This window comes from Xanthomonas hydrangeae, from assembly GCF_032697525.1.
Taxonomy (GTDB): Bacteria; Pseudomonadota; Gammaproteobacteria; order Xanthomonadales; family Xanthomonadaceae; genus Xanthomonas; species Xanthomonas hydrangeae.
Window position 1 is genome coordinate 4390778 of the sequence record NZ_CP103836.1, and the last position, 12845, is coordinate 4403622.

Here is a 12845-nt window from a genome sequence, read left to right on the forward strand (position 1 = left end):
CGCAACAGTCGATGCTGCTGCACCGCGCAGTCGTCACAGTCCCACCGTAAAACAAGGCAGGAACCGGCAAGTCCGGTTCCTCACTCCCCACCGGGCACGCGCCCGACCCATAGCAGATCGATTCCCGCCATGACCGAGCAGACCCCCGCGCCGCAGACTCCCGCCGACGAGAACAGCCTCATCGCCGAGCGTCGCGCGAAACTGGGCGCGTTGCGCGGCCAGGGCATCGCCTATCCCAACGATTTCGTGCGCGAACAGTTCGCCGGCGATCTGCAGGCCGAATTCGCCGATGCCGACACCTGGACCCCCGAGGTGCTGGAAGCGAGCGGCCGCACGGTCAAGATGGCCGGCCGCCTGATGGCCAAGCGGGTGATGGGCAAGGCGAGTTTTGCGCAGATCCAGGACGAATCCGGGCGCGTGCAGCTGTTTCTGCAGGGCAATGTGTTGGGCGATGCCTACACCGCGTTCAAGGGCTGGGATGTCGGCGACATCGTGGCGGTGGAGGGCGGACTGACCCGCACCAAGACCGGCGAGCTGTCGGTCAAGGCCACTGCGCTGCGCCTGCTGACCAAGTCGCTGCGCCCGCTGCCGGACAAGTGGCACGGCCTGTCGGACGTGGAGCAGCGCTATCGCCAGCGCTATGTCGATCTGATCGTCACCCCTGAAGCGCGCGAGGTCTTCATCAAGCGCTCCAAGATCATCCGCGCCATGCGCGCCTGGCTGGACGCGCGCCGCTTCCTGGAAGTGGAAACGCCGATGATGCATTACATCCCCGGTGGCGCCACCGCCAAGCCGTTCACCACCCACCACAATGCACTGGATCTGGATCTGTACCTGCGCGTGGCGCCGGAGCTGTATCTCAAGCGGCTGGTGGTCGGTGGGCTGGAGCGCGTCTACGAGATCAACCGCAACTTCCGCAACGAGGGCGTGTCGACCCGGCACAACCCCGAGTTCACCATGCTCGAACTCTACGAGGCCTATGCCACGTATCACGAGATCATGGACCTGACCGAGCAGGTGATCCGCGACATCGCGCAGTCGGTACTGGGCACCACGCAGGTGAACTGGGACGGCGCCGCCATCGATCTGGCGCCGGCTTTCCGGCGCTGGCGCATGGATGAGGCCGTTCGGCACCACAATCCGGACATCAGCGCAGCCGATTGCACCGATCGCGATGCGCTGCTGGGCCATTGCGAGCGCCTGAAGATCAAGGTCAAGCCGTCCTACGGCTGGGGCAAGCTGCTGCTGGAAATCTTCGAAGCCACCGTGGAGCACACCTTGGTGCAGCCGACCTTCATTACCGATCATCCGGTCGAAGTGTCGCCGCTGGCGCGTTCCAGCGACACCGAGCCCGGTTACACCGATCGCTTCGAGCTTTTCATCAACGGCAAGGAACTGGCCAACGGTTTCTCCGAACTCAACGACCCCGAAGACCAGGCCGCGCGCTTCCAGGCGCAGGTGCAGGCCAAGGAGGGTGGCGACGACGAAGCGATGCATTACGACGCCGATTACATCCGTGCGTTGGAGTACGGCATGGCGCCGACCGGGGGTCTGGGCATCGGCATCGACCGCCTGGTGATGCTGCTGACCGGCAGCACCTCGATCCGCGATGTGCTGCTGTTCCCGTATATGCGTCCGGAAGCCTGATGCTCTGTGCCGTCGGGTCGCCGACGGCACAGATACTGCATATGCTTGAGCGGAGCCCCGAATGGCGTATCGTCGGGGGAGTCGGCAGTACCGTCGGCGTTATCGCTTTCCCGTTCTCGAGACAGAGGAGCAACGGCTATGCAGGATGTTTTAGGGAATCCGGTCGGTGTATCGTCGACGGATACATGGGGAAGCTGGTCGGAAAAGGCGGATCTGGGATTGAACATCGTGATTGTCGATGACCAGATGTCTGCGCGGACGATGCTGCGTCACGTCATCGAAGACATCGCACCGGAGTTGAAGGTCTATGACTTCGGTGACCCGCTCGACGCGCTCGCCTGGTGCGAAGCCGGACGCGTGGATCTGCTGCTGCTCGACTATCGCATGCCGGGCATGGACGGCCTGGAGTTCGCACGCCGGCTACGGCGGCTGCCGAGCCATCGCGATATTCCGATCATCCTGATCACCATCGTCGGTGACGAACCGATTCGTCAGGCCGCACTGGAAGCCGGCGTGATCGACTTCCTGGTCAAGCCGATCCGCCCGCGCGAATTGCGCGCGCGCTGCGCCAACTTGCTGCAGCTGCGTCAGCAGAGCGAAAGCGTCAAGCAACGCGCGTTGTCGCTGGAACAGCGCCTGCTGGCCAGCATGAACGAGGTCGAAGAGCGCGAACGCGAAACCTTGTCGCGGCTGGCGCGCGCCATCGAGTACCGCGACTCGGGGACCAGCGCGTTCCTGGAGCGCATGTCGCATGTGGCCGGCCTGATCGCCGAGCAACTTGGCCTGTCGGAAGAGGAGGTGCGCATCATCGAGATGGCCGCACCGCTGCACGACATGGGCAAGATCGCCATTCCCGATGCGGTGCTGCTCAAGCCGGGCAAGCTCACCGACGACGAGATGAGCATCATGAAACGGCATCCGCGCATCGGCTACGAGCTGCTCAGCGGCAGCCAGAACCGGTTCATCCAGGTCGGCGCCCTGATCGCACTGCGTCACCACGAACGCTACGACGGCACCGGCTACCCGGACGGACTGGTGGGCGAGGCGATTCCGCTGGAAGCGCGCATCGTGGCGGTGGCCGACGTCTTCGACGCGCTGCTGTCGCCGCGCCCGTACAAGGAGGCCTGGACCATGGACGCCGCGCTTGCATATCTGTACGCACAACGCGGCCGCCTGTTCGACCCGCGCTGCGTGGATGCGCTGCTACGCGGCCGCGCGCAGCTGGATCAGATCTGCGGCGAGTTCTCGACCGCATCGGCACGACCCGGGGTGTGAAGTGAAGGCGGTGCTTGGCCAGCTGCGCGCTCGACTCGCCCGGCGTGCCGACAGCGAGCATGGTCAGGCGCTGGTGCGCATCGTATTGATTCTGCTGATCCTGGTCTATGCGCTGACCTTCGCTCAGCAGTGGCAGGTCTCCAGGTACCAGCTGCAGCAGCTGTTTTGCCTGATCGCAATCGGTCAGGGGATGGCGCTGGTGCTCTTCGGCTGGATTGTTGCAGACCCACAGCGCTCGCATCTGCGTCGCACGCTAGGGATGCTGTCCGATTACGGCTTGATCGGGCTGGCGATGACCTGGATGGGGGCGCCAATGGCATTCTTGTATGTCGTGTTGCTTTGGATAACGATCGGCAATGGGCTGCGGTTCGGTAGCGAGGCTCTGCACAACGCAGTGGCCATGGCCACGCTCAGCTTCGGCACAACGCTGGCCAACAGTAGCTATTGGCAGGGTCGGCTTGGCTTGGCGATCGCGCTGCTGGGTGCGTTGATCGTGATTCCTATGTCATTGTTGCGTACGCTGCGCGAGCACGATCAGGCGATCATTGAGCCACCGCCCGCTGCAGGTATCGACGCTGCGACGCAGCACGGAAGGATCCCAACCCCATCGACGCCACCGCGCGTCTGAGGCGTCTATGAAGTTTCCACTGCCATGGTTGAAGCAACGTCTGTCAGGACGGGCGGACACGGAGCACGCGCAAAATCTGGTCCGTATCATCATTACCACCCTGTTTATTTCTTACCTGGGCTGGCGCTACCAACATACGCATGGCGACACGCTGGTTGCCACTTGGTTGATCCTGGTGGGCGAGCTGGTGGTGTCGCTTGGCCTGATGGTGTCGCTTGGCCTGATGGTGGCGATCCTGCTGCGACCGCAGGTGTCCCACACGCGGCGCCTGATCGGCATGCTGCTGGATTACACCTGCACCGGCGCCATCATGGCGATCCAGGGCGAGCCTGCCTCACCGTTGTACGCAGTGTGCATGTGGGTGACCATCGGCAACGGTCTGCGCTACGGCAGCAACTATCTGCGCGCCGCTACGGCAATGGGCAGCCTGTGTTTCCTCAGTGCCATCCTGATTTCACCCTACTGGAAAGCCAATCCATACCTGAGCTGGGGCTTGTTGCTGGGCCTGATCGCCGTGCCGCTGTACTTCGATTCGCTGTTGCGTGCGATGACACGGGCGGTGCGCGAGGCGCGTCATGCCAATCAGGCAAAGAGCCGTTTTCTGGCCAATATGAGTCACGAATTCCGCACGCCGCTCAATGGGCTGTCGGGCATGACCGAAGTGCTGGCAACCACGCGCCTGGATGCTGAGCAGAAGGAGTGCGTCAACACCATCCAGGCGTCGGCACGCAGCCTGCTGTCGCTGGTCGAAGAAGTGTTGGACATTTCAGCGATCGAGGCCGGCAAGATTCGCATCGACCAGCGCGATTTTTCGCTGCGTGAGCTACTCGGCGCGATTGGACTGATCCTGCAGCCGCAGGCCAGGGCGCGAGGCTTGCACTACAGCACCCAGGTTGCTGCCGACGTTCCCGATTTGCTTAAGGGTGACACTGGCCATCTGCGGCAGGTACTGCTCAACATCGTGGGCAACGCCGTCAAATTCACCGAGCAAGGCCGTGTGCTGCTGCGGATCACGCGAGTGTCCGTCGGCAGCGCGCTGCGACTGCGGTTCGATGTGGAAGACACCGGCATCGGGGTACCGCTGGATATGCGGTCGCGGCTGTTCGACGCGTTCGAGCAGGCAGACGTTGGCCTGTCGCGGCGTTATGAGGGGACCGGGCTTGGCACCACCATTGCCAAGGGGTTGGTGGAGGCAATGGGCGGCAGCATCGGGTTCAAGGAGAATCAGCCCAGCGGTAGCGTGTTCTGGTTCGAACTGCCGATGGCGATCGGCGCACCTGTGCAGGCGGCACCCGCACAGGCGTCCGGCGGCGCACTCGTGGGAACGCAAGACGAACTGGAAGCCTCCAACGTCATCGCGTTCTCCAATCCGTTTCTGCGTCATCGCGCGCGCGTGCGCAACATGCGCATGCTGGTGGCCGACGACCACGAAGCAAACCGCATGGTGTTGCAGCGGTTGCTGGAAAAGGCCGGGCACAAGGTGAGGTGCGTCAACGGCGCCGAGCAGGTGCTGGATGCAATGGCTGAAGAAGATTTCGATGCGGTCATCGTCGATCTGCACATGCCGGGCATGAGTGGTCTGGACATGCTCAAGCAACTACGCGTGATGCAGGCCAGCGGAATGCGCTATACCCCGGTGGTCGTGCTCAGCGCCGATGTCACTCCCGAAGCAATTCGTAGCTGCGAACAGGCTGGCGCGCGTGCCTTTTTAGCCAAGCCGGTGGTGGCGTCCAAGCTCCTGGATACGTTGGCGGATCTGGCCGTCAGTACGCGGGCCTTGGCCACGCCGACCGCGAGCGTACAGATTCCGGCCACCTTCGAAGGTGTGCTCGATTCCAGTGTGCTCGATGAGTTGGCCTCGCTCGGAATGGGCGACGAGTTCGAACGTCAGTTCATACGGCAATGTCTGGAAGATGCGCAGAACTGCGTAGAGGCAATCGAGCGCGACGGTACGCGCTCGGACTGGGAGCAGTTGCGTGAAAGTGCACACGCGCTGCGGGGGGTGGCGAGCAACCTGGGACTGGCCCAGGTTGCCAGCAATGGCGGTGAGCTGATGCGCATGGCCGACTGGCAACTGCAGGCGGAGTGGCGGCAACGGCTGTCTGGATTGCGCGAGCAACTGAAGGCCGGTAGGGACGCACTCGACTCACGCATGCAGCATGTCGAGGACGGCGAGCGCTCCCCCCTTGGCAGCGAATAAGACCCCTGGCGCATCAGCCCGCGTCGATCCCTGAGCGGCGCGACTGCGCACGCACCAGGCGGTCCATGGTGCGCAGCGATTTCTCGCCGAGCTGCATCGCGGTGTCCACCCAGATCTCGGTGATGCGCATCATCTCCTGTAACGGCACGGCGGTGGTCATTTCGCGTACCTGCTGCATCGCCGCCCAGGCGTGTGGGGTGCGCTTGCTCTCGCGGATCACCTGTTCCACAGCTGCCACGCCCTGGCCACGCGGCACGACGCGATCAATCAGCCCCATGCCGAGCAGTTCCTCGGCCGAATACAGATTGCCGTCGAGCATGATCTTTTGAGCCAGCTGTGCACTGACGCGCTGGCACATGAAAGAGTAGGCGCCCATGCCCGGGAACAGATCGAACAGCACCTCCGGCAAACCCATCATCACGCCTTCCTCGGCAATGATGGTGTGGCAGCTCAGCGCTGCTTCGAACCCGCCGCCGAGTGCATTGCCCTGCACCAATGCGATGCTGTGCGCACGCGCGCCGAGGCCGACGTGGAACGCATGCACTCCACGCACGCAGCGCTGCGCATAGTCGAGCAGGCGTGCACGGTCGCCTTCGCGGATCAGCTGGCAGAACAGCGCCAGATCGCCTCCCAGATTGAATACGTCGCTGTCCGATGCCAGCACCACGTGCGGTGACAGCACGCCAGCCGTCTTCAGCCGCTGACCGAGGTTGGTCTGATATCCGGTGATGTCGTCGACCAGCCGCGACGAGAAGCAGGCAGGTCCCGGATTGGTGGCCAGGTCGGCATGCATGTGGATCCAGTACACGTCACGCTGCGGTTCTTCGATGATGCGTAGGGTCGAGCCGATGTTGGTGCGAATGAAAGGTTGAACTGCAGACATGGTGGTTCTCCGTGAAGACCGTCCGGCCGGCCGCCTTACGGACGGAGAGTGAGATGAAAAAAGCGTGCGCCGACGTCCGATTCTATGCGTGCAAAAGCAAACGCCCGCAAGGCCTGGAGGCAATGCGGGCGTGGAATGGCAGCCGGGGGTGGCCGTCGATCTGCGGTGGCGCTGGTGATTATCCCTTGGGCGCATCCCGCAATTCGCGACGCAGGATCTTGCCGACGTTGGTTTTCGGCAATTCCTTGCGGAATTCGATCACGCGCGGCTGCTTGTAGCCGGTCAGGTTGGCGCGGCAATGCGCCTTCACGGCGTCGGCAGTCAGGGCAGGGTCCTTCTTGACGATGACAGCCTTGACGATCTCGCCGGACTTCTCGTCCGGCACGCCCACGGCGGCCACTTCCAGTACGCCTGGCATTTCGGCGATCACGTCTTCGATCTCGTTCGGATACACGTTGAAACCGGAGACCAGAATCATGTCTTTCTTGCGATCGACGATGTAGACGAAGCCTTGTTCGTCCATGCGGGCGATGTCGCCGGTATGTAGCCAGCCCTCGGCGTCCATGACCTTGGCGGTTTCTTCGGGTTTCTTCCAATAGCCCTTCATCACCTGCGGGCCCTTGATGCACAGCTCGCCGATCTCGCCCTGCGGCAGCACGGCGCCGGCGTCGTCCTTGATGCAGGCATCGGTGGACGGAATCGGCAGGCCGATCGAGCCGTTGTAGTCCTTCAGATCCATCGGGTTGATGCAGGCGGCCGGCGAGGTCTCGGTCAGGCCGTAGGCCTCGACCAGGGTCAGGCCGGTGACCTTCTTCCAGCGTTCGGCGACCGAGCGTTGCACCGCCATGCCGCCGCCGAGGGTCATCTTGAGCGAGGAGAAATCGACCTGATCGAACCCTGGCGTATTGAGCAAGCCGTTGAACAGCGTGTTGACCCCAGTGAAGGCGGTGAAGCGGGTCTTCTTCAATTCCTTGACGAAGCCGGGCATGTCGCGCGGGTTGCTGATCAGGTGATTGCAGCCGCCGATCTTCATGAAGACCAGCCCGTTCGCCGTCAGCGCGAAGATGTGATACAGCGGCAGCGCGGTGATCACCACCTCGGCGCCTTCTTCCAGTCTACCGGTGCCGGCCAGCCACTGGTGGGCCTGCTGCATGTTGGCGACCAGATTGCGGTGGGTGAGCATCGCGCCCTTGGCCACGCCGGTGGTGCCGCCGGTGTATTGCAGGAAGGCGATGTCGTCGGACTCGATCTGCAGCGTCGGAACCTTGTGTTTGCGGCCCAGCGCGAGTGCTTCACGGAAACGGATCGCGCCCTTGAGGCGATACTCCGGCACCAGCTTCTTGACGTACTTGACGACGAAGTTGACCACCGCCGCTTTCGGGAAGCCGAGCATGTCACCCAGGCCGGTGGTGATCACCTGCTTGACCGGGGTATCGGCGATGACCTGCTGCACGGTGGTGCCGAAATTGTCGATGACCACCAGTACGCTGGCGCCGGAGTCGATCAGTTGATGCTTCAGCTCGCGCGGGGTGTACAGCGGATTGACATTGACCACGGTCAGACCGGCACGCAGGATGCCGAACGTGGCGACCGGGTACTGCAGGCAGTTGGGCATCATCAAGGCGACGCGGTCGCCTTTTTTCAACTGCAATTCGCCAAGCAGATAGGCGGCAAATTGCTCGACCAGCTGATCGGCTTCGCGGTAGGTGATGGTCTTGCCGAAGCTGTGATACGCGGGGCGATCGGCGAAGCGCGCGACCGAAGTGGCGAATACTTCCGCAACGGTGCGGAACTGCTCAAGATCGATCTCGGCGGCGACGCCGGCCGGATAACTCTGTAACCAAGGACGTGCCTGATTCATCTGCCCCCCTCCAGGGTGTTCGGTGCGTGACGCGGTGTGTTCCACGGCACGACTGCAAGTGGCAGCATACCGTCATGCATGTAAAAGGCGAAGTGTGATGCAGGGCAGCATTCAAGTGCGCTTGCGATGGTGGGGTGCCGCGCTGTGCCTTGTAGCGCTATTGGGTTGCGCACGGGCTGCGCCGGAGCAACGTTTGCGCGCGACGCTTGAACAACTGCATCAGGCGATCGAGGCGCGTGATATCGGCGATGCGATGGCGCCGGTGGCCGACGATTTTGTTGGTGAACACGGTTTGGATGCGGCAGGTTTGCGGCGGTTGATGCAACTGCAGATGCTGGGCAATCAAAAGATCGGCGTGACCATGGGCCCAGTGACCGTGGAGCTGCATGGCGACACGGCAACGGCGCGCTTCACCGCATTGCTGACCGGTGGTAGCGGGGCGTGGCTGCCCGAGCAGGCGCAGACCTATCAGGTGACCACCGGCTGGCGATTGCAGGACGGCGACTGGCAGCTGTATCACGCGCAATGGGAGCCGACGGGGCGCTGATACGGCGCTTCTCATGCGTGTATCGCCAGGCGAGCGCGGCCAAGTGCCTGTTGGAAGCGCATCTGCCCGTCGCGCTGCGTTCGCGCGCATGGTCTCTGTGCATCTGACGATTGCTCACTTGCCCGGCGTTACAAAGTTCTGTCCGCCCAAAACGACACTCCCGCCAAGCGGCGGGAGTGTCGTTACGCCTATATCGCAGCGCTGTGCGATCAGGCCGCCTTTCGTGCAGCCAATTGGCGCAGCACGTACTGCAACAAACCACCGTGCTTGAAGTACTCCACTTCCTTGGGCGTGAGCAGCAGCACCTTGACCTGGAACTGCTTGACGCTGCCGTCGGACTTCCTGGCGTCGACGGTGGCGCGACGGCTGGCGCCATCTTGCAGGCCGGTGATGTTCAAGACCTCGGAGCCATCCAGACCCAGCGTCTGCGCGTTTTCGTTTTCAAGGAACTGCAGCGGCAGCACGCCCATGCCGACCAGGTTGGAGCGGTGGATGCGCTCGAAGCTCTCGGCGATCACCGCCTTGACGCCGAGCAGGTTGGTGCCCTTGGCCGCCCAGTCGCGCGACGAGCCGGTGCCGTATTCCTTGCCGGCCAGTACCACCAGCGGCACGCCGTCGGCCTTGTACTTCACTGCCGCATCGTAGATCGCCAGCTTTTCCGGCTGGCCACCGTCGGCGGGGTAATACAGCGTGTTGCCGCCTTCTTCGCCGCCGAACATCAGGTTCTTGATGCGGATGTTGGCGAAGGTGCCGCGCACCATCACGTCGTCGTTGCCGCGACGGCTGCCGTAGCTGTTGAAGTCGGCCGGCTGCACGCCGCGCTCCTGCAGGAAGCGACCCGCCGGCGAATCCTTCTTGATGTTGCCGGCCGGCGAGATGTGGTCGGTGGTGATCGAGTCGCCGAACAGGCCCATGATGCGCGCGCCGTGCACGTCCTCGACATGGCCGACCTGCATGGTCATGCCGTCGAAGTAGGGCGGGTTCTTGATGTAGGTCGAGGCCGCATCCCATTCGTATAGCGCGCCATCCGGGGAGGCGATGGTGTTCCAGCGGCTGTCGCCCTTGAACACGTCGGCGTAGTTCTGCTTGAACATCTCCGGGCCGACGGTGGCGGCGATGGTGTCGCCGATTTCCTTGTTGCTCGGCCAGATGTCGCGCAGATACACCGGTTGCCCGTCGCTACCGGTGCCCAGCGGGTCGGTGGTGAGGTTGATGTCGGTAGTACCGGCGATCGCATACGCCACCACCAGCGGCGGCGAGGCGAGGTAATTCATCTTCACTTCGGGATGCACGCGGCCTTCGAAGTTGCGGTTGCCCGACAACACCGATGACACCACCAGGTCGTCCTTGGCGATCGCCGCCGAGACGTCGTCCGGCAGCGGGCCGGAGTTGCCGATGCAGGTGGTGCAGCCATAGCCAACCACGTAAAAACCCAGCGTTTCCAGATCGGCCAGCACGCCGGCCTTGCTCAGATAATCGGTGACCACGCGCGAGCCCGGCCCGAGCGAGGTCTTCACCCACGGCTGCGCCTTCAGCCCCTTGGCCGCCGCGTTACGCGCCAGCAGGCCGGCACCGAGCATCACCGCCGGGTTGGAGGTGTTGGTGCACGAGGTGATCGCCGCGATGACGACCGAGCCATCGCGTAGCTGCCAACCGGCGCCGCTGTCGTTTGAGGCTTCGGCTTGCGAGGCCTTGGCGCCCACTGCCGTGCCGCCGCCGCCTTCGTTCTTCAGGCGGTCTTCCTGCTTGATATCGGTCAGGCGCTTGCTGCGCGCATCGACGAACGGCTTGAGGCTCTCGCGGAAGTTGGTCTGCATGTCTTCCAGCAGCACCCGATCCTGCGGCCGCTTGGGGCCGGCCAACGACGGCTTGACCTCGCCCATATCCAGCTCCAGCGTGGCGCTGTACTGCGCCTGCGGGGTGTTCACGTCGTGCCACAAACCCTGCGCCTTTGCGTAGGCCTCGACCAGCGCAATCTGTTCCTCGCTGCGGCCGGACAGGCGCAGGTAGGTCAGCGATTCTTCATCGACCGGGAAGATGCCGCAGGTGGCGCCGTATTCCGGTGCCATGTTGCCGATGGTGGCGCGATCGGCCAGCGGCAGATGCTGCAGGCCTTCGCCATAGAACTCGACGAACTTGCCGACCACCCCGGCCTTGCGCAGCATCTGGGTGACGGTGAGCACCAGGTCGGTGGCGGTGGCGCCTTCAGGCAGCTTGCCGCTGAGCTTGAAGCCGACCACCTGCGGAATCAGCATGGAGGACGGCTGCCCGAGCATTGCCGCCTCGGCCTCGATCCCGCCCACGCCCCAGCCCAGCACGCCGATGCCGTTGATCATGGTGGTGTGGCTGTCGGTGCCGAACACGGTGTCCGGATAGGCGATCTGTGTCCCGTCCTTGTCCGCGCTCATCACCACGCGCGCCAGGTTTTCCAGGTTCACCTGGTGGACGATGCCGGTGTTGGGCGGCACCACCTTGAAGTTTTCGAACGCCTTCTGGCCCCAACGCAGGAAGCCGTAACGTTCCTGATTGCGCTGGAATTCGATCTTGCCGTTGAGGTCGAGCGCATCGGCCGAGCCGAACACATCCACCTGCACCGAGTGGTCGATGACCAGTTCGGAGGGAATTTGCGGATTGATCTGGTCGGCGTTGCCGCCGAGCTTGACCACGGCATCGCGCATCGCGGCCAGGTCGACCACGCACGGCACGCCGGTAAAGTCCTGCAGCACCACGCGGGCCGGCATGAAGGCGATCTCGATATCGGGCTCGGCCTTGGGGTCCCATTTGGCGACCGCCTCGATGTGGTCCTTGCCGACGGTGACGCCGCCGTCTTCGTGCCGGAGCAGGTTCTCCAGCAGGATCTTCATGGAATAGGGCAGGTGGCCGATATCGAAGCGCTCGCCCAGCTTTGGCAGGCTGTAGTACTCGTAGCGCTTGCCGTGGACCTCAAGCGAGGTGCGGGTGGAAAAGGAATCGCTCATGCATCACTCCTATGGCAGCAGGCTGTAGGTTTCTTCTGAACAGTGTGACTAATTCAGTGTGTACGTTCGGTTGCAGGACTGGGTATGTGGTCTTGAGTACGACAAGTCAAGTATGTAAAATCGCTGCATACTTTATGCCGGGGCCACCTTCATGGAAGCCACAGTTGCCGAACGCGGGCAGATCACGCTGCCCAAAGCCGTACGCGATGCCCTGGGCCTGACCAAGGGCACCACGCTCAAGATCGAGCTCGACGGCGGCCGTATCATCCTGCGCAAGGACGTCAGCGAGGCGCTGCGCAAGGTGCGCGGCAAGTTCAAGCTGGTCGACGGCCTGACCAACACCGACGAAGCCATGCGCGCCATCCGTGGCCGCGCGCCCGGGGATCCGTTCGACCCATGATCGCCCTGGATTCTTCGGTGTTGCTGGACATCCTGATCGGCGATGCGGTCTACGGCGAGGTGTCGGAGATCTGCATCGGCGATGCGCTGGCGCGCGACGAGGTGGTGGTCTGCGATGCGGTGGTGGCCGAGGTGCTGGCCATGCTCGATACCCAGGTCGACCTGATGGAAACCCTGGCCTCGATCGGGGTGCGCTACGAAGCCACCCAGGAAGCGGCGGCGGTACGCGCCGGCCACATGAACAAGCGCTTCCGCGCGCGCGGCGGCAAGCGCGAGCGGGTGGTGGCCGATTTCCTGATCGGCGCCCACGCGATGCTCCAGTGCGATGGGCTGATCACCCGCGACGAGGGTTTTTTTCGCGACTACTTCAAGGGTTTGAAGATCGTTGTTCCCAAACCCGCAAGCTGATCTGCACGCATCCACGTTT

The 12845-nt window shown here is 63.3% G+C and carries 10 protein-coding genes; 7 read left to right on the forward strand and 3 right to left on the reverse strand.

Annotation, left to right across the window (positions count from 1 at the left end):
• Window positions 1-129 precede the first annotated feature (129 nt).
• From lysS to rpfC, 4 genes are all read left to right on the forward strand, one after another.
• Window positions 130-1647 (forward strand): lysine--tRNA ligase, encoded by a 1518-nt coding sequence (gene lysS / locus NYR97_RS18705; RefSeq protein WP_316695233.1) that lies wholly within the window; start codon window positions 130-132, stop codon window positions 1645-1647.
• Window positions 1648-1785: 138 nt separating this feature from the next.
• On the forward strand, window positions 1786-2922 hold the full coding sequence (gene rpfG, locus NYR97_RS18710) for a cyclic di-GMP phosphodiesterase response regulator RpfG (RefSeq protein ID WP_074057552.1): 1137 nt from the start codon (window positions 1786-1788) through the stop codon (window positions 2920-2922).
• A gap of 10 nt (window positions 2923-2932) precedes the next feature.
• Window positions 2933-3550: an RpfH protein gene (locus NYR97_RS18715; protein ID WP_316698355.1), complete on the forward strand. Its 618-nt coding sequence runs from the start codon at window positions 2933-2935 to the stop codon at window positions 3548-3550.
• A gap of 7 nt (window positions 3551-3557) precedes the next feature.
• Entirely contained in the window at window positions 3558-5750 is a 2193-nt protein-coding gene (gene rpfC, locus NYR97_RS18720; RefSeq protein WP_316695234.1) for a sensor histidine kinase RpfC, read from the forward strand.
• A 13-nt stretch (window positions 5751-5763) separates the two neighbouring features.
• Here the strand turns inward: rpfC and rpfF are convergent, their stop codons facing one another.
• Together rpfF and rpfB are read right to left on the reverse strand one after the other, a co-directional pair.
• Window positions 5764-6633 (reverse strand): diffusible signal factor synthase RpfF, encoded by an 870-nt coding sequence (gene rpfF / locus NYR97_RS18725; protein WP_228328034.1) that lies wholly within the window; start codon window positions 6631-6633, stop codon window positions 5764-5766.
• A gap of 178 nt (window positions 6634-6811) precedes the next feature.
• A complete protein-coding gene (gene rpfB / locus NYR97_RS18730) occupies window positions 6812-8494 on the reverse strand; it encodes a fatty acyl-CoA ligase RpfB (protein WP_210761778.1) in 1683 nt (560 codons plus the stop codon).
• A 97-nt stretch (window positions 8495-8591) separates the two neighbouring features.
• Here rpfB and NYR97_RS18735 point away from each other — a divergent pair, with 97 nt between their 5' ends.
• Entirely contained in the window at window positions 8592-9041 is a 450-nt protein-coding gene (locus NYR97_RS18735) for a YybH family protein (protein WP_205391577.1), read from the forward strand.
• Window positions 9042-9250: 209 nt separating this feature from the next.
• On the opposite strand, the gene acnA is transcribed toward NYR97_RS18735, so the two are convergent.
• Window positions 9251-12019: an aconitate hydratase AcnA gene (gene acnA / locus NYR97_RS18740; protein ID WP_316695235.1), complete on the reverse strand. Its 2769-nt coding sequence runs from the start codon at window positions 12017-12019 to the stop codon at window positions 9251-9253.
• Window positions 12020-12170: 151 nt separating this feature from the next.
• On the opposite strand from acnA, the gene NYR97_RS18745 reads away from it, so the two are divergent.
• Together NYR97_RS18745 and NYR97_RS18750 are read left to right on the forward strand one after the other, a co-directional pair.
• Entirely contained in the window at window positions 12171-12419 is a 249-nt protein-coding gene (locus NYR97_RS18745; protein WP_002806474.1) for an AbrB/MazE/SpoVT family DNA-binding domain-containing protein, read from the forward strand.
• Complete coding sequence (locus tag NYR97_RS18750) at window positions 12416-12826, forward strand: type II toxin-antitoxin system VapC family toxin (protein WP_006451233.1); 411 nt, start codon at window positions 12416-12418, stop codon at window positions 12824-12826. Before NYR97_RS18745 ends, NYR97_RS18750 begins: the two co-directional genes overlap by 4 nt.
• Window positions 12827-12845 lie beyond the last annotated feature (19 nt).

Excerpts from the sequence above, each read along its gene's own strand:
- rpfC (WP_316695234.1), top strand. The coding sequence starts at position 3,558 with ATGAAGTTTCCACTGCCATGGTTGAAGCAACGTCTGTCAGGACGGGCG.
- lysS (WP_316695233.1), top strand. The coding sequence starts at position 130 with ATGACCGAGCAGACCCCCGCGCCGCAGACTCCCGCCGACGAGAACAGC.
- rpfG (WP_074057552.1), top strand. The coding sequence starts at position 1,786 with ATGCAGGATGTTTTAGGGAATCCGGTCGGTGTATCGTCGACGGATACA.
- acnA (WP_316695235.1), bottom strand. The coding sequence starts at position 12,019 with ATGAGCGATTCCTTTTCCACCCGCACCTCGCTTGAGGTCCACGGCAAG.
- NYR97_RS18745 (WP_002806474.1), top strand. The coding sequence starts at position 12,171 with ATGGAAGCCACAGTTGCCGAACGCGGGCAGATCACGCTGCCCAAAGCC.
- rpfB (WP_210761778.1), bottom strand. The coding sequence starts at position 8,494 with ATGAATCAGGCACGTCCTTGGTTACAGAGTTATCCGGCCGGCGTCGCC.
- NYR97_RS18750 (WP_006451233.1), top strand. The coding sequence starts at position 12,416 with ATGATCGCCCTGGATTCTTCGGTGTTGCTGGACATCCTGATCGGCGAT.
- NYR97_RS18735 (WP_205391577.1), top strand. The coding sequence starts at position 8,592 with ATGCAGGGCAGCATTCAAGTGCGCTTGCGATGGTGGGGTGCCGCGCTG.
- rpfF (WP_228328034.1), bottom strand. The coding sequence starts at position 6,633 with ATGTCTGCAGTTCAACCTTTCATTCGCACCAACATCGGCTCGACCCTA.